This window comes from Bradyrhizobium sp. SZCCHNR1093, assembly GCF_032381175.1.
Taxonomy (GTDB): domain Bacteria; phylum Pseudomonadota; class Alphaproteobacteria; order Rhizobiales; family Xanthobacteraceae; genus Bradyrhizobium.
This window is the reverse complement of sequence record NZ_JAUHJJ010000002.1, coordinates 353,395-377,500: the sequence shown is the minus strand read 5'-3', so window position 1 is coordinate 377,500 and position 24,106 is coordinate 353,395. Positions and strand designations below refer to the sequence as shown.

The window sequence follows — 24,106 nt, the reverse complement described above, 5'->3', positions numbered from 1 at the left end:
ACCAGTGAGCTGTTACGCTTTCTTTAAAGGATGGCTGCTTCTAAGCCAACCTCCTGGTTGTTTTGGGATTTCCACATCCTTTCCCACTTAGCCACGAATTGGGGGCCTTAGCTGTAGGTCAGGGTTGTTTCCCTCTCCACGACGGACGTTAGCACCCGCCGTGTGACTCCCGGATAGTACTCTCAGGTATTCGGAGTTTGGTTGGGTTTGGTAAGACGGTAAGTCCCCCTAGCCCATCCAGTGCTCTACCCCCTGAGGTATTCGTCCGAGGCGATACCTAAATATCTTTCGCGGAGAACCAGCTATTTCCCAGTTTGATTGGCCTTTCACCCCTAACCACAAGTCATCGGAGCCTTTTTCAACAGGCACCCGTTCGGTCCTCCAGTGAGTGTTACCTCACCTTCAACCTGCTCATGGCTAGATCACTAGGTTTCGGGTCTAATACAACGAACTTGACGCCCTATTCAGACTCGCTTTCGCTACGCCTACGCCTATCGGCTTAAGCTTGCTCGTTAAATTAAGTCGCTGGCCCATAATACAAAAGGTACGACGTCACCCAGAACGCATCTTGGGCTCCGTCTGTTTGTAGGTGTCCGGTTTCAGGTCTATTTCACTCCCCTCGTCGGGGTGCTTTTCACCTTTCCCTCACGGTACTGGTTCACTATCGGTCGCTGAGGAGTACTTAGGCTTGGAGGGTGGTCCCCCCATGTTCAGACAGGATTTCACGTGTCCCGCCTTACTCGAGCATGAATGCTTGCATTACCCATACGGGGCTATCACCCTCTGAGGCCCTGCTTTCCTGACAGGTTCTGGTTGGCTTGCATTCATGACTGGCCTGGTCCGCGTTCGCTCGCCACTACTAGCGGAGTCTCGGTTGATGTCCTTTCCTCCAGGTACTTAGATGTTTCAGTTCCCTGGGTTCGCTTGAAACCTCCTATGGATTCAGAAGTCTCATACCTTCTCTTGATAACCGGAAATCCAAAACCTCACGGCTCGGGATCGTCACAGTCTCCTGATCGAACACCAAAACCCGGAGGTCTTGGAGTTCCGGCTATCGAAGGTGGGTTTCCCCATTCGGAAATCCGCGGATCAAAGCTTCTTCGCAGCTCCCCACGGCTTATCGCAGCGTAGCACGTCCTTCATCGCCTCTCAGCGCCAAGGCATCCACCGAACACCCTTAAGGCACTTGATTGCTCTCATTATCAATGTCCACACACTCGGCAGAATGTTCACCGCTCCCACAAGTCCCGAGGGACAAGCGTTGGAGCAGCGCGGACAATGATTAGAAAGACCAGCTTGCTTCTTAAGATCGAACCGATAGCCGTGCGGTCAAGCGCAGCTAACAGAGTCATTTACAACAGACGGGATGCTTCACAGCTTCCAGCCTGCGCCGAAATGACCCGGAGATAGTGAAGGCGTCGGTGCAAAGTCGAAACGCGGACCGCTTGCGCGGTGGCATTTCATTGCACGACCCTCCTCGGATCGATCTCCTCTTCACGATGTCAGATAACACGCAGTCCTCTGTAATCCCGGTGAGGATCAGAAGATGCGAAGTGTTGTCTCGCGGACGATGTTGAACCAACGCTGTCAAGCGATCGCTCGGCAATCAAACCATCTGGTGGAGCCAGACGGGATCGAACCGACGACCTCATGCTTGCAAAGCACGCGCTCTCCCAGCTGAGCTATGGCCCCGTAACCAGAAGACGAAGCATAGCGCCCGTCTTCGCCAAGTGGCTACGCCGGACACGCTTCGCTCATTGGAGAGCGCGGCGTGCCACGCGAAGCCGCAGGCGAAGCGTGGTGGGCCTGGGAAGACTTGAACTTCCGACCTCACGCTTATCAAGCGCGCGCTCTAACCAACTGAGCTACAAGCCCTAACGCTCGAAGCTCGTCACCACCCGGCCAACGAAGGCCAAAGCCTACGAAGCAAAAGCAGCGACCGCGCAGCCCCAGGCAGCGTGTTCGTCCGCGAAGAAAGAGAAACGAAGACGGCGAAATCCCGCCAATGGAGCTCACGCAAGACCTGGCGGTCTCGGTGGCCCCTGATGTTTCTAAAACAGCTCGATAGAAGCGACAGATCCGAAGATCTGACCTTGCTGAAGAGCCATCCTTAGAAAGGAGGTGATCCAGCCGCAGGTTCCCCTACGGCTACCTTGTTACGACTTCACCCCAGTCGCTGACCCTACCGTGGTCGGCTGCCTCCATTGCTGGTTAGCGCACCGCCTTCAGGTAAAGCCAACTCCCATGGTGTGACGGGCGGTGTGTACAAGGCCCGGGAACGTATTCACCGTGGCGTGCTGATCCACGATTACTAGCGATTCCAACTTCATGGGCTCGAGTTGCAGAGCCCAATCCGAACTGAGACGGCTTTTTGAGATTTGCGAAGGGTTGCCCCTTAGCTTCCCACTGTCACCGCCATTGTAGCACGTGTGTAGCCCAGCCCGTAAGGGCCATGAGGACTTGACGTCATCCCCACCTTCCTCGCGGCTTATCACCGGCAGTCTCCTTAGAGTGCTCAACTAAATGGTAGCAACTAAGGACGGGGGTTGCGCTCGTTGCGGGACTTAACCCAACATCTCACGACACGAGCTGACGACAGCCATGCAGCACCTGTGTTTCGGGCTCCGAAGAGAAGGTCACATCTCTGCGACCGGTCCCAAACATGTCAAGGGCTGGTAAGGTTCTGCGCGTTGCGTCGAATTAAACCACATGCTCCACCGCTTGTGCGGGCCCCCGTCAATTCCTTTGAGTTTTAATCTTGCGACCGTACTCCCCAGGCGGAATGCTTAAAGCGTTAGCTGCGCCACTGGTGAGTAAACCCACCAACGGCTGGCATTCATCGTTTACGGCGTGGACTACCAGGGTATCTAATCCTGTTTGCTCCCCACGCTTTCGTGCCTCAGCGTCAGTATCGGGCCAGTGAGCCGCCTTCGCCACTGGTGTTCTTGCGAATATCTACGAATTTCACCTCTACACTCGCAGTTCCACTCACCTCTCCCGAACTCAAGATCTTCAGTATCAAAGGCAGTTCTGGAGTTGAGCTCCAGGATTTCACCCCTGACTTAAAGACCCGCCTACGCACCCTTTACGCCCAGTGATTCCGAGCAACGCTAGCCCCCTTCGTATTACCGCGGCTGCTGGCACGAAGTTAGCCGGGGCTTATTCTTGCGGTACCGTCATTATCTTCCCGCACAAAAGAGCTTTACAACCCTAGGGCCTTCATCACTCACGCGGCATGGCTGGATCAGGGTTGCCCCCATTGTCCAATATTCCCCACTGCTGCCTCCCGTAGGAGTTTGGGCCGTGTCTCAGTCCCAATGTGGCTGATCATCCTCTCAGACCAGCTACTGATCGTCGCCTTGGTGGGCCATTACCCCACCAACTAGCTAATCAGACGCGGGCCGATCTTTCGGCGATAAATCTTTCCCCGTAAGGGCTTATCCGGTATTAGCACAAGTTTCCCTGTGTTGTTCCGAACCAAAAGGTACGTTCCCACGCGTTACTCACCCGTCTGCCGCTGACGTATTGCTACGCCCGCTCGACTTGCATGTGTTAAGCCTGCCGCCAGCGTTCGCTCTGAGCCAGGATCAAACTCTCAAGTTGAACTTGAAGCTTTGAACCGGCTGATCACAACGTTTGACGAGGTCCCACCAATCGATCTCCACGCTTCACAGCGCGAAAACCATGGTGTTACCTTTGAAACATTGTCCGCCGAAGTCTTCTCGTCCGATCCCAGAACCAAAAGCCGAAACCCTCAATCCCGAGACCCGCAAGGACTCCGCCGTCCACGTTTCTCTTTCTTCATCTTCACTTGTCAAACAGCCCGGGACCTCGGTCCCACCCTCGAATGGAGGGGTCGCCCAACCTTTTCCGACGTCGATGAGCAACCGGGTTCTACCGGTTGTGCATCACTCAACAGAAGTGAGGAGCAATATTGGCGCGAATGCTCGCCTCGGTGTGTCCCGAAGCGGCGCCGCGCTCAGTGATCGTGCTTATAGGGGGGTCCGATCGGGGTGTCAACGCCCAATGTCAACAAAACGTCGCATCGAATCATTTTTTCCGGGACGGCCAGAGAACCCAGACTTCTTGCGGACTTCGTGCCCCACTTGGGCCACAATCCTGCGACGATTTGTTAAGCATCGACCTGGGTTGATTTGGGTCCAGCGGGGACCGCCATCGATTCAAGGATGATCCAGATCAAGGAAGTGGCGAGCCCTTCGCCTGACTCATACGGCCGAGACGACATCGAGAGATCCTGAAGAACAATAGCGGTTCGCGGATTCCGGCTTTCGGGCCAGAGAGTCTCGAACCGTCAGAAGCGCGCCATCATTCCGAGCCGTTTGTCTTGGACGTTAAGCCGACCGGCAGCTGAGTGATTTCGGCGCTGACTTTGAACTTGGGGGACGAAGGTTGAACCATCGGACGTCACGCGGGGGGTATGGACGCGAGGTCGGCATGATCGATCTCGGTCATGAGCCGCCGCTATCGGTCGATGGCTCCGAGGCCGCGGTGATCGATCGCCGCCGCGTCTCCGTGCAATGGTTCTCCGGTACGATTCTGACTGGTCTATGCGGCGCAGCCCTGATCGGCGGCGCCGTTTTTGCGTCGCTCGACGGCGAAATGACCTTCGCTCGCATGCCGGAGCGGATGGAGAGCGCGCTGCGCGGCGCCTTCGGCGCCAATGACCGCGTTGCCACCCTGCGCAAGAGCGATCGCCTGCCGCCGCCGAGCGAAGCGGCGGCGGCGCGCAATGTGGTGCGCATCTCGACCGTGACCCGCGCCGGATCGCGCGAGCTGATCCGGGTCCGTCCCTATGTCCGGATCTCGGGCAACCTGTCGATGACGACGAGCGATCTTTCCGCCAAGATCCCGCCGTTCAACGCCCAGCGCCTGCTGAGCGACACCGACAACGACAAGACCGGGTCCGGCGAGGATCCGAACAATCCGGAGGCCGTCGAGCCCGACGCCGAAGTCTCGTTCGTGACCAAGGATCTCGCCGCGGTGCTCCCCAAGGCGAAGATCGCGACCTCGGTGGCGCTCGACGAAATCGTCATGCGGGTTCGCGATGCGGCGAACTGGCGCGGCAACAATGGCGGCGTCCGCTACGCCTCGCTCGCCAATGCCGCCGCTGACGCGGCCGGTGCACAGGCCGTCCAAGGCGGCGACCTGAAACTGTCCTACGCCAATGACGGCACCTCGCCAGATCCTTACGCCGGCTTCGAGACCCGGGTGGTGCCGGAAAATGTCACCTTGCTCCCCAAGACCAAGGACCAGATCACCGGCGGCAATCCGCTCGGCGAGCGTGTCCACCTGGTCAAGAAGGGCGATACCGTCACCTCGATCCTGCGCGACCAGGGCGCGACGCCCGACGAGGCCAGGGCGATTGCCGCCCAGCTCGGCCCACGCGGCCGTGACGGCGGGCTGAAGGAAGGTGAGAAGCTCCGTATCCTGATGGCGCCGTCCGGCCCTGCCCCCGGCGCCCGGCTGCAGCCGTTCCGGGTCATCATCGCCAACGACACCATGATCGAGGCGGTGGCCGCGCTGTCGGACCTCGGACGATACGTCGCCGTGGACGCGCAGAGCATGAACACGGTCACCGAGACCGCCGACAACACCAATGACGAGGAGGATGACGGCACCGGTGTCCGCCTCTATCAGAGCATCTACGAGACGGCGATGCGCAACAAGGTGCCCACGCCGGTCATCGAGGACATGGTCCGGATCTATTCCTACGACGTCGACTTCCAGCGCAAGGTGCAGCCGGGCGATTCGTTCGACGTCTTCTATGCCGGCGACGATGACGACAAGCCCGGCAACAACGACAAGACCGAGGTGCTGTTCGCTGCGCTGACGGTCGGCGGCGAGACCAAGAAATACTACCGGTTCCAGACCCCCGACGACAGCGTCGTCGACTATTACGACGAGACCGGGAAGAGCGCGAAGAAGTTCCTGGTGCGCAAGCCGGTCAACAACGCGATCATGCGCTCCGGCTTCGGCGGCCGCCGCCATCCGATCCTCGGCTATGTAAAGATGCACACCGGCGTCGACTGGGCCACCGCCTACGGCACCCCGATCTTCGCCTCCGGCAACGGTGTTCTCGAGAAGGTCGGCACCGAAGGCGGTTACGGCAAGTACATCCGGATCAAGCACAACAACGGCTACGAGACGGCCTATGGCCACTTGTCGGCGTTTGCCAAGGGCATGGAGCCCGGCAAGCGCGTGCGCCAGGGCCAGGTCGTCGGTTTCGTCGGCTCGACCGGCATGTCGACCGGCCCGCACGTCCACTATGAGATCCTGGTCAACGGCCGCTTCGTCGACCCGATGCGCGTGAAGCTGCCGCGCGGCCGGTCGCTCGAAGGCCAGATCATGGCCAGCTTCGAGAAGGAGCGCGATCGCGTCGACCAGATGATGACCAGCCGCGGCGCCGGTGCCTCGCGCATCTCCGACGCCGGCCCGATCCAGGTCAGCCGCTGAGCGAGACCCTCGCTCCCCAAAGGCGCGTTCAACTGAAAACGGCCCGCGCTGATCGCTCAGCGCGGGCCGCTTCCGTTTCAGTTCGGCGCAGCGCCGCTTCAGTTCAGCTTGCGCTTCGGGATCGGCGCCTCGAACGTCGCGATCTCGGCGGTGCGATGCGCCTTGCCGTTGAAGGTCAGCACATTGCCTTCCGAGGAGATGGCGACCTTGTCGCCGTCCTTGACATCGCCGGCGAGGATCATCTCGGCGAGCGGATCCTGCACGCTGCGCTGGATCACCCGCTTCAAGGGACGTGCGCCGTAGGCCGGATCCCAGCCCTTGGCGGCGAGCCAGTCGCGCGCGTCGCCATCCAGCGACAAGGTGATCTTGCGCTCCTCCAGCAGCTTCTGGAGCCGTGTGAACTGGATCTCGACGATCCGCCCCATCTCGCTCTTCTGCAAGCGGTGGAACAGGATGATCTCGTCGACGCGGTTGAGGAACTCGGGCCGGAAATGCCCGCGCACCGTGCCCATCACCAGCTCGCGAACCTCCGACGTATCCTCGCCCTCCGGCTGATTGACCAGGAACTCGGAGCCGAGATTGCTGGTCATGATGATCAGCGTGTTGCGGAAGTCGACGGTGCGGCCCTGGCCGTCGGTCAGGCGGCCGTCGTCGAGCACCTGCAGCAGCACGTTGAAGACATCCGGATGCGCCTTCTCGATCTCGTCGAACAAGACGACCTGGTACGGCCGGCGCCGCACGGCCTCTGTCAGCGCTCCGCCCTCGTCATAGCCGACATAGCCGGGAGGCGCGCCGATCAGCCGCGACACCGAGTGCTTCTCCATGTACTCGGACATGTCGAGCCGGACCATCGCGGTCTCGTCGTTGAACAGATACTCGGCGAGCGCCTTGGTCAGCTCGGTCTTGCCGACACCGGTGGGGCCCAAGAACATGAACGAGCCCATCGGTCGGTTCGGGTCCTGCAGGCCGGCGCGCGAGCGCCGCACGGCGGTCGCGACCGCATGCACGGCCTCGAACTGGCCGACGACGCGCTTGCCGAGAGAATCCTCCATGCGCAGGAGCTTGTCCTTCTCGCCCTCGAGCATCTTGTCCACAGGCACGCCGGTCCAGCGCGAGACCACCTGCGCGATGTGGTTGGCGGTGACCGCCTCCTCCATCATCTCGCCGGCATTCTCCTTGGCCTCGATGTCGGCCAGCTGCTTCTCCAGCTCCGGGATGCGGCCATAGGCCAGCTCGCCCGCCTTCTGATACTCGCCGCGGCGCTGCGCGTTGGCGAGCTCGATGCGCAGGCCGTCCAGCTCGCTCTTGAGCTTCTGCGCGTTCGACAGCTTGTCCTTCTCCGCGCTCCAGCGCGCAGTCAGGCCAGCCGACTTCTCCGAGAGATCGGCGAGCTCCTTTTCCAAGGTCAGCAGCCGGCTCTTGGATCCCGGATCGGTCTCCTTCTTCAGCGCTTCCTGCTCGATCTTGAGCCGGATGATCTCGCGATCCATCGAATCCAGCTCTTCCGGCTTGGAATCGACCTGCATCTTCAGCCGCGCGCCCGCCTCGTCCATCAGGTCGATGGCCTTGTCGGGCAGGAAGCGGTCGGTGATGTAGCGGTTCGACAGCGTCGCCGAGGCCACCAGCGCGGAATCGGTGATGCGCACGCCGTGATGCTGCTCGTATTTATCCTTCAGGCCGCGCAGGATCGAGATGGTGTCCTCGACCGTCGGCTCGGTGACGTAGACCGGCTGGAAGCGCCGCGCCAGCGCGGCGTCCTTCTCGACATGCTTCTGATACTCGTCGAGCGTGGTCGCGCCGATGCAGTGCAGCTCGCCGCGAGCGAGCGCGGGCTTCAGCAGGTTCGACGCATCCATCGCGCCGTCGGCCTTGCCGGCGCCGATCAGGGTATGCATCTCGTCGATGAACAGCACGAAGGTGCCTTCGGCCGACGTGACCTCCTGCAGCACGGCCTTCAGCCGCTCCTCGAACTCGCCGCGATATTTCGCGCCCGCGATCAGGGAGCCGAGATCGAGCGACAACAGCCGCTTGTCCTTCAGGCTCTCCGGCACGTCGCCATTGACGATGCGCAGCGCGAGGCCCTCGACGATCGCGGTCTTGCCGACGCCGGGCTCGCCGATCAGTACGGGATTGTTCTTGGTGCGCCGGGACAGAACTTGAATCGTACGGCGGATCTCCTCGTCGCGGCCGATCACCGGATCGAGCTTGCCGTCGCGCGCCGCCTGGGTCAGGTCGCGGGCATATTTCTTCAGCGCATCATACGCATTCTCGGCGGTCGCCGAGTCGGCGGTACGGCCCTTGCGCAGGGATTCGATCGCCGCGTTGAGGTTCTGCGCGGTGACGCCGCCCTTGGCGAGGATGCCGCCTGCTTCGCTGTTCTTCTCCAGCGTCAGCCCGAGCAGCAGCCGCTCGACCGTGACAAAACTATCGCCGGCCTTCTCGGCCGCCTTCTCCGCCGCGTCGAAGGCGCGCGCCAGCTCGGGCGACAGATAGACCTGTCCGGCGCCGCTGCCCGACACCTTCGGCAGCTTGCCCAGCGCATCCTCGGTCGCTTTCAGGATCGCGCGCGAATTGCCGCCGGCGCGGTCGATGAGACCGCCCGCGAGTCCCTCGCCGTCGTCGAGCAGGACTTTCAGCAGATGCAGCGGCGAGAACTGCTGATGGCCGTCGCGCACGGCCAGCGATTGCGCCGATTGGATGAAGCCCCGGGCGCGCTCGGTATATTTTTCGATATTCATGATATTTCCCTCAGCCTGCTGTGACGCCCCGAAGGCACGATTTCAGCATCTTCATTGGGTTTCGGACCGCGCACGTTGACGTCCATCAACGCCGCACCCCTGACGTCGCCGGCTTGCGCCCGGCTTGAGCTGAAATGTGGGAAGGCGGGCCAAAAACGGAAGAGGCCGTTTCACAAATTCGTGTGCCCTGGCCGCGGCCATGGGAATCTCCTATGAGGCGGCATGAGCCAGACCCCTCCCGCGCGCATCGCCGGCCTGTACCGCTATCCGGTCAAGGGCCTTACCCCGGAACCATTGCAGACGGCACCTTTGCGGATCGGCCAGACCTTGCCGGCCGACCGCCGCTACGCCTTGGAGAACGGCCCCAGCGGGTTCGATCCGGACGCTCCGGTCTGGCGGCCGAAGACGGCGTATCTCATGCTGATGCGCAACGAGCGCCTCGCCGGCTTCAAGACCGTGTTCGACGACGCGACGAATATCCTCACCATCCGCAGGGACGACGCCGTCGTCGTGCAAGGCGATCTCGAGAGCCCCGAAGGCCGCGCGGCGATCGAGCGCTTCTTCGCAGGCGAGTTCGCCGACGAGCTGCGCGGGCCACCAAAGCTGCTGTCGGGCGGCGGCTACAGTTTCACGGACCTGGCGCGCAAGGTGGTCTCGATCATCAACCTCGCCTCCATCGCGGAGATCGAGACTTTGGTCGGCGCTCCCGTGCACCCGCTGCGCTTCCGCGCCAACGTCTACGTCACCGGCTGGCAGGCCTGGCACGAGACCTCGCTCATGGGCGAGACGCTGCGCATCGGCTCGGCGCGGCTCAAGGTCGTGAAGACCACCACCCGCTGCGCCGCGGTCAACGTCGACCCGGACACGGCCGCCCGCGACCTCGACATCCCGCCCGCGCTGATGACCCGGCGCGGCAACAATGAATGCGGCATCTATGCCGAGGTGATCGAAGCCGGTGATATCGCCGTTGGCGACGAACTCGCCGTGGAGCAGCCGCGGCTGGTGTAGTTCGAGCGCTGGCCGCATCGGCGGCGCGCCCCCTCTCCCGCGTGCGGGGGAGGGTTGGGGTGGGGGCCGCCCCACCCGAAAATCTTCGTGTGGAGAGACTTCCCCCACCCGCATCGCATCTTCGATGCGATGCGACCTCCCCCGCAAGCGGGGGAGGCGCACACCGAGCGAGCCTCGACGGCTCGATTCATCAGTTCGAGATTGGTTAGTTCGGCATCACATACGCATACACCCGGCCGCGCGACACCGCGGTCTCGCGCACGCGGTTGCCGTTGTTGCCGGAGATGACGATCGGGTTGCCCTGGGCATCGACGCCCGAGACCACGCCGACATGTCCGCCGCCACGGCGGCTCATGACCGCGATCGCGCCGACCTGCGGGCCGGAGACGCGCTGGCCATAGCTCGCGAACGAGCGCGCCATGTCGGAGCCGGTGCCGCGATGGCCGGTCCGCTCCAGCACCATGTTCATGAAACGGGCGCACCACAGGCTGCGCCGGCCGGTCGGGTTGCCGCTGCCGATGAAGCTGCGCGCCGCGGAGACGACGCTGCTGCCACCGCCGAAGCCGCCGGACGACGCCATGCCGTCAGACGCCGTGCCCGGCATCATGACGCTGGCCTGCGCGTCGGCAACGCCGCTCACCTGCACCCGCGCCACGCCGCGCTCCCAGCGCGACAACCGGGCGACGGACCGGCCGTGGTGATGATATCTTGCGTAGTGATGGCCGCCGTGGCTGCGGTGGGCATGATGCCCGGAGCCGTGATGCGGACGGGCCGAAGCCGGTGTTGCGGTGACGGCGACGACTGCCGAGCACATGGTTAACGCAACGATGTGAAGCGACCGGCGAAGGGTAGACACAACCATACTCAATCCTTCTGTTACTTCCCCCAGTACCTGACTTGGCACCCCCTGGTCCCTCAGCGCGGCCCCTCTGCAAGCCGCCAGCGGCGGTCCGTAAAATGTTGCGGTGTGACGAAACCATGACCATCGACGGCGAAAGGCTGGCGACGAGAGGGTGATTCCGAGTCTATGTCGCGGCGAAAACAAGGCGCTGGCCCGACCATTGTCGCGTGTCGCGCGACTCGTCATCATGCAACACGTGACACGGGAGGAGCTGACGATGCCCCACGCAACGGCGAAAGACGGCGTTCGCCTCTATTTCGAAGAGGTCGGCGCCGGCACGCCGCTCATCTTCCTGCACGAGTTCGCCGCCGACCACACCAATTGGGAGCCGCAGCTGCGCTACTTCGCGCGGCGCCACCGCTGCATCGCCTACGCCGCGCGCGGCTACACGCCCTCGGACGTGCCGGCCGCGCCCGACGTCTACAGCTACGTGCACTTCTACACCGACGCGCTGGCGGTGCTGGACCATCTCGGCATCGCCAGCGCCCACTTCGTCGGCCTGTCGATGGGCTCCTATTCCTCGCTGCAGGTGGCGCTGAACGCGCCGGGGCGCATCCGCTCGATGGTGCTGGCCGGGGTCGGCTCAGGCTCCAGCCTTGAGCAACTCGACGCCTTCCGCGCCCAGTGCCGCGCGACCGCCGAGCAGTTCGAGACCCTGGGCTCAGCCGAGACCGCCAGGGTGACGCGCGAGGCGCCCGGCCGCATTCCCTTCCTGGTCAAGGACCCGCGCGGCCACGCCGACTTCTACGCCGCCCTCGCCCGCCACGACGCAACAGGCTCGGCCAACACCATGCGCGGTTTCCAGGGTGGCCGGCCCTCGATCTTTACAATGACCGACGCCATCCGCGGCGTGCCGACGCCGACCCTCATCATCTGCGGCGACGAGGACGACGCCTGCATCGCGCCGAGCCTGTTCCTCAAGCAGCACCTGCCGGCATCGGGGCTGACGTTCTTCCCGAAGTCCGGCCATGTGTTGAATCTGGAGGAGCCGGCGCTGTTCAACGCGTCGGTCGAGCGCTTCATCGCGCTGGTCGAGGCCGGGCGATGGGGGCCGCGGGATCCGCGGTCGATGGCGGGATAGTTGCGCAGCCGAAGCGTTCCGGCTCTGCTCGACACGCAAGGCGCAGCGGGCCAGGCTGCTTCGAGCCGGCTTTGCCCATTCCAGCGACGATCACGTCCAGCATGAATCGGACTCTGCCGTGACGATCAGGCCAAGCGCGCGCGGCGCCGCGATCCAGTGTTGCGAGATGGCAGTGGGATCGCCCGAGAGGCCACGGTGTGCTGGATGCCAGCCTGCGCGGGCATGACAGCTGAGGCTATTGCTACCTCCTCCGTCATCGCGAGCGCCAGCGAAGCGATCCAGGGCTACGCAGACAAGCTACCGTCGTGGCCCTGGATTGCTTCGTCGCTTGCGCTCCTCGCAATGACGGCCTGTTCGAGCAAGCCCTGCCAATGTCGCGACGGACTCGCCTACTCGCCGATGATCTTGATCAGCACGCGCTTGCGCCGCCCGCCATCGAACTCGCCGTAGAAGATCTGCTCCCACGGACCGAAATCGAGCTTGCCGCCGGTGATCGCGACCACGACCTCGCGGCCCATGATCTGGCGCTTCATGTGGGCGTCGGCATTGTCCTCGCCGGTCAGGTTGTGGCGATAGCCCGCCACCGGCTCGTGCGGCGCCAGCTTCTCCAGCCATTGCTCGTAGTCGAAATGCAGCCCGCTCTCGTCGTCATTGATGAAGACCGACGCGGTGATGTGCATGGCGTTGACCAGCACGAGTCCCTCGCGCACCCCGCTCTCCTTCAGCGCCGCCTCGACATCATCCGTGATGTTGATGAAGGCGCGACGGCCCGGTGTCTGGAACCAAAGTTCCTTGCGGAACGATCTCATCGGAACAATCCCGTGCTTCATCACCATGGCCAGAGGATACCGCAACGCGCGTGTCCGTCCTCGAGTGTGCCGTAGCTCACAGCGTGCGGTTCCGGCTGCGCGCAGACTGGACCCGATGGAGTGCATACTGCAAGCCCAGCCGGCCCGGTGTCGCTTCGTCATACAATCCAAGATTGAACCGAACGTTGCTCGGACAGACTTAACTGCATTGCCGATCTCATTTCGACGATGACAACGACAGCGTGGCGGCTCGCCCTTCGGCGACGACTGTGCAGACCTGATCCGGCTGCAGCCGCTCATTCTCATCGCACGAGAAGCTCGACTTCTGCAGGCTGACGCCGATCGCAGCGAGTCGCCATTCAGAGGAGAGAGACAATGAGTCTGCTGCGTATCAATCTCTTTGGCGGTCTTGAAATCAAACGCGTCTCCGGCGAGCAGGTCGTCATCCCAAGCCGCAAGGCTGCAACACTCCTGGGCTATCTCGCCCTTACCTCTCCGCACGGCATTTCACGCAGCAAGCTTGCCGCACTCCTATGGGAAGGCCGCTTCGGCGACAACGCGCGCGCAAACCTTCGCCAGGCCCTGTTGACGCTGCGCCGGGTGCTGCCGCAATGCGCCGACATCATTTCTGCGGAACGGGACGACATCCGCATCCATCCGAACGCCGTCAGCACCGACGTGCAGGAGTTCGAGCTGCTGCTGCAGCTCGGCGATCTGGAAACCATGGCGCGCGCCGCCGCGCTGTTCCGAGGCGAGTTGCTCGACGGCATCAGCTCGACGTCCTGCGCGTTCGAGGCATGGCTCTCCGCCGAGCGTCAACGACTGAAGACGCGAGCGATACGGGCCATCGCGGGCCTGCTGGACGTCGGCGGCCCGGAACATGTGGAGATCGCCAAGACCTTCTCGTTGCGCGTGCTGGCCGCCGATCCGCTGCAGGAGGACGTCCACCGCACCCTGATGCGCTGCTACGCACAGCAGGGTCGCCGCGCCGACGCCCTGCGTCAATATGACTTCTGCCGCACCGTCCTGCGCAAGCAGGTCGGTGCCACACCGGAGAGCGAAACCGAAACCCTGCAACGCGAAATCAGGCGCATGCTTCGCGTCTGACGATCCGCGCGACCCTTGCTCCATGCGTGCCTCACATGATCGATTTTGACGGCACTTTCACGCCCCGCTTGACACTTGCATCACGGCCACACGCGCAACATCGCCCTCGATCGACGTCGCGCAGCAACTACTCCTGATGAGGTCAAGCGGCGCGTCGCTCAGAGGTCAGATAACGAGCGAGGAGGCTCAACATGAGTGGCATGCAGCAATCGACTGAGGACTTTGGTCAACTGAATCCCGAAGGGATCTTCGGCTCCGTTCTCGGCAGGTTCGCCGGACAAGCGATCGGACGTCTGATCGGCGGCAAGACCGGCCGGGACTTCGGCGGCGCCATCGGCGGAATCGCGGGCGGGTTCGCGCCGTTCTCCGTCGGCCCCGGCACCGAGCAGCCGTCGGAGATGGAGTTGCAGGGCTTCTGGAGCGTGCTCAAGAAGATCGGACAGGGCGTCCAGACCGGCCTCAATGTCGGCCACAACCTCGGCATCTTCAGCACCGATCCGCAGGCCGCCGCCGCGGCGCAGCCGACCGACATGGAGCTGCAGGGCTTCTGGAGCGTGCTCAAGAAGATCGGACAGGGCGCCCAGACCGGCCTCAACGTCGGCCACAACCTCGGCATCTTCAGCGTCGGTCCGCAAGCCGCCACCGCCGCGGCACAGCCGACCGACATGGAGCTGCAGGGCTTCTGGAGCGTGCTCAAGAAGATCGGTCAGGGCGTCCAGACCGGCATCAATGTCGGCCACAACCTCGGCATCTTCAGCACCGGTCCGCAAGCCGCCACCGCCGCGGCGCAGCCGACCGACATGGAACTGCAGGGCTTCTGGAGCGTGCTCAAGAAGATCGGTCAGGGCGTCCAGACCGGCATCAATGTCGGCCACAACCTCGGCATCTTCAGCACCGGTCCGCAAGCCGCTGCGGCGGCGCAGCCGACCGACATGGAGCTGCAGAGCTTCTGGAGCGTGCTCAAGAAGATCGGCCAGGGCGTCCAGACCGGCCTCGATGTCGGCCACAATCTCGGCATCTTCAGCGCCGGCCAGCCGGGCCAGCAGGCGGCGGCCGCGCAGCCGACCGACATGGAGCTGCAGAGCTTCTGGAGCGTGCTCAAGAAGATCGGACAGGGCGTCCAGACCGGCCTCGACGTCGGGCACAATCTCGGCATCTTCAGCGCCGGCCAGCCGGGCCAGCAGGCCGCGGCGCAGCCCACCGACATGGAGCTGCAGGGCTTCTGGAGCGTGCTGAAGAAGATCGGACAGGGCGCGCAGACCGGCCTCAACATCGGGCACACGCTCGGCATCTTCAGCACCGGCCAGCCCGCCGGCACGATGCACTAGGACGACCGATTGGAAGCAACGACCCGCGACATCGCAACGCGGGTCCAAGAGAGTGAAGCGGTGGGCGCACGAAAAGTCCGCCCACCGCCGACCTGACATGGAGGGAACGACGCATGGCGGATCCGAACTCAGAACAGGAATTCATCGTGCAAGGCGAGCCGGTCAAGTCCGGCCAGCTCGCTGATCACTTGAGCCGCGAGCCCAGCGTGAAACGCGTCGGTCAGGTCGCACCTGACGTCGTCATCCTGTCGATGACGAAGAGCCAGGCCGATCGCCTCCGATCGACTTTCAGCACGATCGTGGTGGAGCCGAACGCTCCGCTGAAACCCTTTGGCGCCGGCTGACTTCAGCGGCGCCTCCCGACGATGTCACGAGCGAGGATGAAGGAGCCCGCAAATGGCCGCACGAAGCAAGCCTGAAATCTCGGATCAGAAGGATGCGGCCGGCACGGCCGTCAACGGCACCGGAGCACAACCCGGAGCGGTGCAGCCGTCAGCCGAGGCCGCTGCCGCACCGCAGGCCGCAGCACGGGTGACCGCCGCATCAGCCCCAGCCGCACAAGGGACCAGCCGCAGCGACGGCGGCACGGCGGCGCCAGCAACGGGTCAACCCGGCGCAACGATCTCGCAACGGCGGGCGCAGTACATCCTGGCACCGCGCCAGCAGATGGGGCTTGGGACCTTCAGCGCCGACTTCATCGTCCAACAACTGACAAACAGCCCCGACATCGACGTGGTGAAGACAATTCAGCCGCCGCGCCTGCTCGGATTTCAGAGCGCCGACCCAGGACAAGCACCGCTCGGCCCGATGGTGCTGGCCCGCATGGCGCCCGACAAGGCCGAATTGCTGAAGGCCCAGGCCGGAGCACGGCTCGCGGTCGAGCGCGATGCGCCGCTCACCTACATGCTCGATCCGACCGTCCCCCAGGTGCCGGCGCCGCACCAGCTTCCCAATCCCGGCGTTCTCATTCCCTTGGCCGACGGGTTCTCGACGACGATCGAAGTGGTCGGCGAGAGCGGCCCGCTGCCGGAGGTGGAAGTGTACGTGTTCGGCAGCGTGTGGCCGGTTCAGGGCGTCACCGACGCCAGCGGCCGCGTCACGCTCAAGATTCAGGGCGAGACGCCCGACACCATCCGCTCGATCCTGATCAAGCCGCGGGTCGATTACTGGACCTTCTGGCTCGATCGTCCGCAACTGACCCCCGACAGCGTGAACCGCATCGCCGCGAAGACGCTCGGCGCCTATCTGCGCGGATTTCCCGGCCAGCAATTGCTGGGTTGGGGCCAGCGCGCGATGGGCCTCGATCGCCTGCCCCTCGCCTATAACGGCGCGGGAGTGAAGATTGCGGTGATCGATTCCGGCGCCGCGCCGACGCATCGCAATCTGCACAGCGTCACGATCGGCAAGAGCATCGTCGGCAATGATCCCGCGAGTTGGACCGTCGATACCATCGGTCACGGCTCGCATTGCGCCGGGATCATCGCCGGCGGACCGATCGGCTCCGGCGGAGGCATTCGCGGCTTCGCTCCGGCGGCCGAAATCCATGTCTGCCGGATCTTCCCGGGCGGCCGGTTCAGCGATCTCGTCTCGGCGCTCGACTACTGCATGGAGAATGGCATCGACGTCGCCAACATGAGTCTGGGCGGCGGCGAGCCGTCGCAGATCATCGAGGAGCGGATCTTGCGGGCCAAGCAGATGGGCCTCGCCTGTATCGTCGCCGCGGGAAACTCGTCGGGGCCGGTCCAGTTTCCGGGCTCGACGCCGCATTGCCTGGCGGTCGCCGCGATGGGCAAATGGGGCGAGTTTCCCGAGGACAGCTTCCACGCCCAGCAGGGGTTGGACGGCTTCCGGAGCGCCGACGGATATTTTCCGGCGAAGTTCAGTTGCTTCGGGCCGGAGATCGACGTCTGCGCGCCGGGCGTCGGCATCGTGTCCTCGCTGCCGACGGATGGCTTCGGGGCCTGGGACGGCACCTCGATGGCCACGCCGCACGTCACCGGCCTCGCCGCGCTCGTGCTGGCGCATCATCCCGACTTCAAGGGCCAGTTCGCGACACGCGACGCGCGGCGTGTGGAGCGGCTGTTCCAGATCCTGAAGGAGACATCGACGCCGCTGCAGTTCGGCGATCCCAACCGTTCGGGTGCCGGACTGCCGAACGCGATGCGCGCACTCGGCCTGGAAGCGGGCGTGGCCTCCGCGCCCACGGCCGATCCCTCGCTCGACGTTCTCCGTCGCCTGCTCGGACTGGCGCGCGGCGAGGCGCAGAGCGGCGCGACGTCTCCGACGCTGGTGCCGCAGGCGCCCAATGGCAAGCTCAACGGAGCCGGTTCGGTTGCCAGGGGCCCGGCAACGACGACCAGCGAGTGGTCCAGCCCGGCGGTCGGTGATCCCAGTCCGGCGCAGATCCGCGACATCATGCACAAGGTCGGCTTGCTGTAGATCACGGGGCAAGCCGTAGGAACGGCATCAGACGTTGCACGACGGGCAGTTTGCGCATGAGCCTCATGCACGGACTGCCCGTCGTGTTAGTTTGTCGCACGATCGCGGCTTGCGTCGTCGGCCAAATCAAGCGCAGATTTCCGCCCGTCCCGCCTCACTGCAAGAGGGGCGTATCGCGGTCGTCACGAACGCTGAGGTGGGATGCGGTGGGCGTGTCGGATTGCGCGTGGGGCTTCCTCGCGCGGACGAGCAATTCCGGCACGCACGGTCAAGTCGCGCGGTCCTGATACCCCGATGCTGGTATCCAGCGCGATGCGCGCAAGCGCATTGCGCGACACGGTGGCCAAAAAGCCCGGCGCACCGAGGAGAATGCGAAGCAGCCGTTCAACCATCGCGCAGGGAAGGCCGGGTGTTCCGGCTCGTACCTGTGGTTCCTGCCGCCTGCATTTTTTCCGCAGGCGGGCCATGGGTGCGGCCAGCATCCGGCCTTCCCTGCGCCTCTTCGCTATCGGAGGCGATGCATGACGCATAGCTCGGGCGCAGATGCGCCGCGGGGATGCGCAGCCTTGTCTCAGCCGCCATCGGCTCTTTGAAAAGTGAAATCCCGCCACCCCAAGCTCGTCATGGCCGGGCTTGTCCCGGCCATCCACGTCCGTCCTCGTGCACGCCTCAAGCTGTGATCCTATCGTAGAGATCGTCCCAGTCGGGATTGCTCGCAATGATCAGTCCAATCTTCCAGGCGCGCGACCAATGCTTGATGTTGTGCTCCCGTTGGATCGCGCTCTGAATGTCGTCGAAGACTTCAAAGTACACCAATCGCTTCAAGCCATACCGCCTGGTGAAGCCGTCAACCAAGCCGGATCGATGCTGAAAGACACGGCGCACGAGATCGCTGGTCACGCCGACATAGAGCGCACCGTTGGGACGATTAGTCATGAAGTACACGTAGCCGCCCGCCATCTCGCCATACTGCAAGACGTCATGGCCGGGACAAGCCCGGCCATGACGGCGGAGAGAGCGGGCCGCAAACTTGAACGAGGCGCCCAGCGAATGTCGCCCCTGCCCCTACCGCCCCTTCTCCGCCCTGCTCAGAAGAAACACCCCCTGCTCGCCGAACATGTTCCAGAACCACCAGGGCATGGCGACGCGCAAGGGACGGCCGTAACTATCAAGTGCGACGGCGCGCTCCATCTTGACGCCGATCTCGTCGCAGAGCTGGACGAAGTCCTTGATGGTGCAGAAATGGATGTTCGGCGTGTCGTACCAGGTGAAAGGCAGATTGTCGGTGCGCGGCATGTGGCCGCCGACCAGCAGCTGCAGCCGCAGCCGCCAGAAGCCGAAATTCGGGAAGGTGACGATGGCACGGCGGCCGATGCGCAGGAGATTTTCCAGCACCGTCTTGGGCCGCCGCGTCGCTTGCAGGGTCTGCGACAGGACCACGTAGTCGAACGCATCGTCGGGATAATCGACGAGATCGGTGTCAGCATCGCCCTGCACCACCGCGAGGCCCTTGGCGACACAATGGTTGACGCCCTCGCGCGACAGCTCGATGCCGCGGCCGTCGATGCCGCGGCTCTCGAGCAGCTGCAGCAGGTCACCGTCGCCGCAGCCGATGTCGAGCACCTTGGAGCCGCTCTCGACCATGCCGGCGATCAGGAGATGATCGGGCCGATAGGCCAGCACCTCGCCGCCGGAGAATCCGTTCAGCGGCAGCACACCCTGCATGCTCATGTCTCAGCCTCCCGTCGCGACCTTGAGGCCGCGCGCCTTGCCGGCGGAATCGAGAAAAGCGCTGGCGATCTCGAAGAACTCGGGGACGTCGAGCAGGAACGCGTCGTGCCCCCTGTCGGTCTCGATCTCGGCAAACGACACGCGCGCGCTGGACGCGTTGAGCGCATGCACCAGCGCCCGCGACTCCGAAGTCGGAAACAGCCAGTCGCTGGTGAAGGACACCACGCAAAAGCGCGTCTTGATGCCGCGGAACGCCGCCGCCAGCACGCCATCGTGGTCGCCGGCGATGTCGAAATAGTCCATCGCCCGCGTCAGATAGAGATAGGAGTTGGCGTCGAAGCGCTCGACGAAGGACGAGCCCTGATAGCGCAGATAGCTCTCGACCTGGAAGTCGGCGTCGAACGAGAACGTCGGCAACTCGCGGTCTTGCATGCGGCGGCCGAACTTGCGATGCAGGGCGGCATCCGACAGATAAGTGATATGCGCGGCCATCCGTGCCACCGCGAGGCCGCGATGCGGATGAGTGCCCTTGTCGCCGTAGCGGCCGTGGTCCCAGTCGGGATCGGCCATGACGGCCTGGCGGCCGAGCTCGTGGAAGGCGATGTTCTGTGCCGAGTGCCGCGTGGCGCAGGCGATCGCGAGCGTGGCGAACACGCGCTGCGGATAGGCCACCGTCCATTGCAGCGCCTGCATGCCGCCCATCGAGCCGCCGACCACGGCGAACAGCGTGTCGATGCCGAGATGGTCGATCAGCATCGCCTGCGCCCGCACCATGTCGGGGATGGTGATGATCGGGAAATCGAGCCCCCAGACCTTGCCGGTCGCAGGGTTCAGCGAGGCCGGGCCGGTCGAGCCCATGCAGCCGCCAATCACGTTCGAGCAGATGATGAAATAGCGGCTGGGATCGAGCGGACGGCCGGGGCCGACCAGCGTCTCCCACCAGCCCGGCTTGCCGGTGACCGGATGACGGTTGGCGACGTGCTGGTCGCCGGTCAGCGCGTGGCAGACCAGGACCGCGTTCGACTTGTCGGCGTTGAGCTCGCCATAGGTCTGGTAGGCGATCTGGAACGGCGACAGGTCGACGCCGCAATCGAGCCTGAGCGGCTTGTCGGCACCGAACTGCGCGACCAGCGAGCTCGGATGATCGACCTCGTGCGAGCGCTCTTCGGGCGCAATCGTGCGCAGCGCGGAGGTGGGTTTCGGCGTCAGGCCTGTCATGTCTCTCACCCCGGCCATCCGGCAAGGGCTCCCGAACCACGTGACACATCAGGCCATGAAAAACCCGGCCTGAACTGGGGTTCGGCCGGGATCGATAACGTCCCCGGCCTGTTTAGCGAGTTTTTTAACGTGGCTGCAAGCCGGCCGGCTCAAATGACCACGGAACAGGCAGAAACTAGTCCCGCGGGCGCTCCTCGTCAAGGCAAGCTCGGGTTGACCGCCGATCGGGCGCCCCATGGCTGCAGGTCAGCCAAGCCTAGGCAGCACGAGGTAAACTTGCTGTTGCGCACGTCCCCCGCATCGGAGAGAACGGCATCCGTTCCAGTCCGCCGCGCGTTGACCCGCGGCCTGCGAAGAGTGACCCTGCCCATGTCGACCCCGCCGCCAGCCCCTCCCTCGCTCGCCGATTTGCGCAAGGAGATCGACGCGATCGACGAGCAGGTCCATCAGCTCCTGATGAACAGGGCCGACATCATCGACCGGCTGATCAAGGTCAAGAAGACCCAGGAGGTCGGCTCGGCGTTCCGCCCGGCGCGAGAGGCCGACATGATGCGGCGCCTGGTGCAGCGCCATCGCGGCATCCTGCCGCTCGACACCGTCGAGGGCATCTGGCGCGTGATCGTCTCGACGTTCACTTACGTGCAGGCGCCGTTCTCGGTTCACGCCGACGTGTCGGTCGGCGAATCCGCGATGCGCGATTCCGCCAGGTTCCATTTCGGCTTCGTGGTGCCTTATGTCGCCCATTTCAGCGCCCAGGCCGCCGTCGAAGCCGTGGCGCGCTCGAAGGGCGATCTCGCGCTGGTGTCGACGACCTCGGGGCATACGCCGTGGTGGATCACGCTGGAGCCCGCGGGCGCGCCGAAGATCATCGCGCGGATGCCGTTCATCGAGCGGGCCGACCATCCGGCGGCGCTGCCGGTGTTCGCGATCTCGCGCGTCGCGGACGACGCGCTGGTGCTGGAGGTCGAGACCTGGAGCATCCGCGTCTCCGGCTGGAATGCGCAGGTGTCCCGCGCGCTGTCGCCGCTCGCCGACGTCATCGCGGTGCCCGATACCGCCTTTGACGGCGCGGCGCTGTTGGTGTCGATCGAGTCGCCGTCGAACCTCGACAAGATCAAGGCTGCCCTGATCGCGGCGGGCGCCTCGGTGCGCTCGACGGCCCTCGTCGGCGGCCATGCGAAACGCTATACGGTTCCCAGCTGAGACGCCCCGCGCCAGTGATGATTTTCCGGAGTTGACGATGAACCGCCCCGTGCCGAATCCCGGCATCCTCGACATTGCGCCCTACACGCCGGGCAAGAGCCCGAAGCCCGAGCCGGGCCGCAAGGTGTTCAAGCTGTCGGCGAACGAGACTCCGTTCGGTCCTTCACCCAAGGCGATCGAGGCCTTCAAGAGCGCGGCCACACATCTGGAGGATTATCCGGAAGGCACCTCGCGGGTGCTGCGCGAGGCGATCGGCCGCACCTATGGCCTCGATCCCGGCCGCATCGTCTGCGGCGCCGGCTCCGACGAGATCCTGAATCTGCTGGCACACACCTTTCTCGGGCAAGGCGACGAGGCGATCTCGACCGCGCACGGCTTCCTGGTCTATCCGATCGCGACCATGGGCTGCGGCGCCAGGAACGTGGTTGCCGCCGAGACCGAGTATCGCACCGACGTCGACGCGATCCTGGCCGCGGTGACGCCGCGCACCAAGCTCGTGTGGCTCGCCAATCCGAACAACCCGACCGGCACCTACATCCCGTTCGACGAGGTCAAGCGGCTGCGCGCCGGCCTTCCCTCGCATGTCGTGCTGGTGCTCGACGCCGCCTATGCCGACTACGTCTCGCGCAACGATTATGAGTTCGGGATCGAGCTGGTCGCCACGACCGAGAACACCGTCGTCACCCACACCTTTTCCAAGATCCACGGCCTCGCAGCGCTCCGCGTCGGCTGGATGCTCGGCCCGGCGCACATCGTCGATGCCATCAACCGCATCCGCGGGCCGTTCAACGTCTCCTCGCCCGCGATGCTCGCTGCGGTCGCCGCGATCGAGGACACCGCGCATCAGCAGATGTCGAAGGCACACACCGAGACCTGGCGCAACTGGCTCACTGAGGAGATCGGCAGGCTCGGGCTGAAGGTGACGCCGAGCGTCACCAACTTCATCCTGATCCACTTCCCGACCGAGAAGGGCCGCACCGCGGTCGAGGCCGACGAATTCCTGACACGGCGCGGCCTCGTGCTGCGCGCGCTCGCCAACTACAAGTTGCCGAATGCGCTGCGCATGACGATCGGCACCGAGGAGGCCAATCGTCTGGTCGTCGAGGCTCTCAGCGAATTCATGAGGACGAAGTGAGCGTCGCGGGACGGTTCGAACGCATCGCGCTGATCGGCTTCGGCCTGATCGGCGGCTCGATCGCGCGCGCGGCGCGGCTGCAAGGCATGGCCGGCGAAATCGTCACCACGGCGCGTTCGGACAAGACCCGCGCCCGCGTGACCGAGCTCGGCATCGTCGACCGCGTCGTTGCGAGCAATGCCGAGGCGGTCAAGGATGCCGACCTCGTCATCCTCTGCATTCCCGTCGGCGCGTGCGGTCCCGTGGCCGAAGAGATCGCGCCGCATCTGAAGCCCGGCGCCATCGTCTCCGACGTCGGCTCCGTGAAGGGCGCCATCGTTCGCGACATGGCGCCGCACCTGCCGGCGCATGTTCATTTCGTACCGGCGCATCCGGTCGCCGGCACCGAGAATTCGGGACCGGACTCCGGCTTCGCCGAGCTGTTCATCAACCGCTGGTGCATCCTGACGCCGCCCGACGGTGTAGATGCCAACGCGATCGATCGTCTGCGCGCGTTCTGGGCCGCGCTTGGCGCCAAGGTCGAGATCATGACGCCGGATCATCATGACCGCGTGCTCGCGATCACCAGCCACCTGCCGCATCTGATCGCCTACACCATCGTCGGCACCGCCGACGAGCTGGCGCAGGTGACCGAGTCCGAGGTGATCAAGTTCTCCGCCGGCGGCTTTCGCGATTTCACCCGCATCGCCGCCTCCGACCCGACGATGTGGCGCGACATCTTCCTGAGCAACAAGGATGCCGTGCTCGACATGCTCGGCACCTTCACCGAGGACCTCTCCAAGCTGACGCGGGCGATCCGCCGCGGCGACGGCGATGCGCTGTTCGATCACTTCACCCGCACCCGTGCGATCCGCCGCGGCATCGTCGATATCGGCCAGGATTCGGCGGCGCCGGACTTCGGCCGGCCGCTGCCGCAGTTGAAGAAGCCCTGAAG

The 24,106-nt window shown here is 64.2% G+C and carries 16 protein-coding genes, 2 tRNA genes, 2 rRNA genes and 1 riboswitch (1 of these 21 cut by a window edge); of the genes, 10 read left to right on the top strand and 10 right to left on the bottom strand.

Annotated features, from left to right (window positions below; genetic code table 11):
• The 4 genes from QX070_RS07350 to QX070_RS07335 form a co-directional block, all read right to left on the bottom strand.
• Positions 1 to 1,192: ribosomal RNA gene (locus QX070_RS07350) — 23S ribosomal RNA — on the bottom strand; it reaches 1,653 nt to the left of the window's first position.
• Between the two features lie 424 nt (positions 1,193 to 1,616).
• A tRNA-Ala gene (locus QX070_RS07345) sits at positions 1,617 to 1,692 on the bottom strand.
• Between the two features lie 106 nt (positions 1,693 to 1,798).
• Positions 1,799 to 1,875 (bottom strand) — tRNA-Ile (locus QX070_RS07340).
• Between the two features lie 239 nt (positions 1,876 to 2,114).
• Positions 2,115 to 3,603: ribosomal RNA gene (locus QX070_RS07335) — 16S ribosomal RNA — on the bottom strand.
• Together the 16S and 23S rRNA genes with 2 tRNA genes alongside form the textbook arrangement of a ribosomal RNA operon.
• An 807-nt stretch (positions 3,604 to 4,410) precedes the next feature.
• Between QX070_RS07335 and QX070_RS07330 the strand changes: the two genes are divergently transcribed.
• Positions 4,411 to 6,474: a M23 family metallopeptidase gene (locus QX070_RS07330; protein WP_315736252.1), complete on the top strand. Its 2,064-nt coding sequence runs from the start codon at positions 4,411 to 4,413 to the stop codon at positions 6,472 to 6,474.
• A 98-nt stretch (positions 6,475 to 6,572) separates the two neighbouring features.
• Here QX070_RS07330 and clpB read toward each other — a convergent pair whose 3' ends face one another.
• Positions 6,573 to 9,212, bottom strand: a complete 2,640-nt coding sequence (gene clpB, locus QX070_RS07325; protein WP_315736251.1) for an ATP-dependent chaperone ClpB — start codon at positions 9,210 to 9,212, stop codon at positions 6,573 to 6,575.
• Positions 9,213 to 9,434: 222 nt separating this feature from the next.
• On the opposite strand from clpB, the gene QX070_RS07320 reads away from it, so the two are divergent.
• Complete coding sequence (locus QX070_RS07320) at positions 9,435 to 10,220, top strand: MOSC domain-containing protein (RefSeq protein WP_315736250.1); 786 nt, start codon at positions 9,435 to 9,437, stop codon at positions 10,218 to 10,220.
• 205 nt (positions 10,221 to 10,425) lie between these two features.
• Here the strand turns inward: QX070_RS07320 and QX070_RS07315 are convergent, their stop codons facing one another.
• Positions 10,426 to 11,082: a TIGR02594 family protein gene (locus QX070_RS07315; protein ID WP_409998896.1), complete on the bottom strand. Its 657-nt coding sequence runs from the start codon at positions 11,080 to 11,082 to the stop codon at positions 10,426 to 10,428.
• A gap of 256 nt (positions 11,083 to 11,338) precedes the next feature.
• On the opposite strand from QX070_RS07315, the gene QX070_RS07310 reads away from it, so the two are divergent.
• The gene (locus QX070_RS07310) at positions 11,339 to 12,202 is read left to right on the top strand and encodes an alpha/beta hydrolase (RefSeq protein WP_315736248.1); all 864 of its coding nucleotides are present in this window, start codon (positions 11,339 to 11,341) and stop codon (positions 12,200 to 12,202) included.
• Between the two features lie 389 nt (positions 12,203 to 12,591).
• On the opposite strand, the gene QX070_RS07305 is transcribed toward QX070_RS07310, so the two are convergent.
• Entirely contained in the window at positions 12,592 to 13,011 is a 420-nt protein-coding gene (locus QX070_RS07305; protein ID WP_315736247.1) for a secondary thiamine-phosphate synthase enzyme YjbQ, read from the bottom strand.
• Positions 13,012 to 13,386: 375 nt separating this feature from the next.
• On the opposite strand from QX070_RS07305, the gene QX070_RS07300 reads away from it, so the two are divergent.
• From QX070_RS07300 to QX070_RS07285, 4 genes are all read left to right on the top strand, one after another.
• Positions 13,387 to 14,118, top strand: coding sequence for a BTAD domain-containing putative transcriptional regulator (locus QX070_RS07300; RefSeq protein ID WP_315736246.1), 732 nt, complete (start codon positions 13,387 to 13,389; stop codon positions 14,116 to 14,118).
• 191 nt (positions 14,119 to 14,309) lie between these two features.
• Positions 14,310 to 15,446: a hypothetical protein gene (locus QX070_RS07295; protein ID WP_315736245.1), complete on the top strand. Its 1,137-nt coding sequence runs from the start codon at positions 14,310 to 14,312 to the stop codon at positions 15,444 to 15,446.
• A gap of 113 nt (positions 15,447 to 15,559) precedes the next feature.
• Positions 15,560 to 15,790 (top strand): hypothetical protein, encoded by a 231-nt coding sequence (locus QX070_RS07290; RefSeq protein WP_315736244.1) that lies wholly within the window; start codon positions 15,560 to 15,562, stop codon positions 15,788 to 15,790.
• 52 nt (positions 15,791 to 15,842) lie between these two features.
• Entirely contained in the window at positions 15,843 to 17,885 is a 2,043-nt protein-coding gene (locus QX070_RS07285) for a S8 family serine peptidase (RefSeq protein ID WP_315736243.1), read from the top strand.
• Between the two features lie 669 nt (positions 17,886 to 18,554).
• Here QX070_RS07285 and QX070_RS07280 read toward each other — a convergent pair.
• The 3 genes from QX070_RS07280 to QX070_RS07270 form a co-directional block, all read right to left on the bottom strand.
• Complete coding sequence (locus QX070_RS07280) at positions 18,555 to 18,845, bottom strand: GIY-YIG nuclease family protein (protein WP_315736242.1); 291 nt, start codon at positions 18,843 to 18,845, stop codon at positions 18,555 to 18,557.
• Positions 18,846 to 18,950: 105 nt separating this feature from the next.
• The gene (metW, locus tag QX070_RS07275; protein ID WP_315736241.1) at positions 18,951 to 19,616 is read right to left on the bottom strand and encodes a methionine biosynthesis protein MetW; all 666 of its coding nucleotides are present in this window, start codon (positions 19,614 to 19,616) and stop codon (positions 18,951 to 18,953) included.
• Between the two features lie 3 nt (positions 19,617 to 19,619).
• Positions 19,620 to 20,834: a homoserine O-acetyltransferase gene (locus tag QX070_RS07270; protein ID WP_315736240.1), complete on the bottom strand. Its 1,215-nt coding sequence runs from the start codon at positions 20,832 to 20,834 to the stop codon at positions 19,620 to 19,622.
• Between the two features lie 91 nt (positions 20,835 to 20,925).
• Positions 20,926 to 21,005, bottom strand: a riboswitch (SAM riboswitch).
• A gap of 198 nt (positions 21,006 to 21,203) precedes the next feature.
• On the opposite strand from QX070_RS07270, the gene QX070_RS07265 reads away from it, so the two are divergent.
• Genes QX070_RS07265 through QX070_RS07255 form a run of 3 tightly spaced genes read left to right on the top strand, consistent with a single transcriptional unit; the run spans position 21,204 to position 24,104 of the window.
• On the top strand, positions 21,204 to 22,037 hold the full coding sequence (locus tag QX070_RS07265) for a chorismate mutase (RefSeq protein WP_315736239.1): 834 nt from the start codon (positions 21,204 to 21,206) through the stop codon (positions 22,035 to 22,037).
• A 37-nt stretch (positions 22,038 to 22,074) separates the two neighbouring features.
• A complete protein-coding gene (gene hisC, locus QX070_RS07260; protein ID WP_315736238.1) occupies positions 22,075 to 23,172 on the top strand; it encodes a histidinol-phosphate transaminase in 1,098 nt (365 codons plus the stop codon).
• Positions 23,169 to 24,104: a prephenate/arogenate dehydrogenase family protein gene (locus QX070_RS07255; RefSeq protein WP_315736237.1), complete on the top strand. Its 936-nt coding sequence runs from the start codon at positions 23,169 to 23,171 to the stop codon at positions 24,102 to 24,104. The genes hisC and QX070_RS07255 overlap by 4 nt, the downstream gene beginning before the upstream one ends.
• Positions 24,105 to 24,106: the final 2 nt, after the last annotated feature.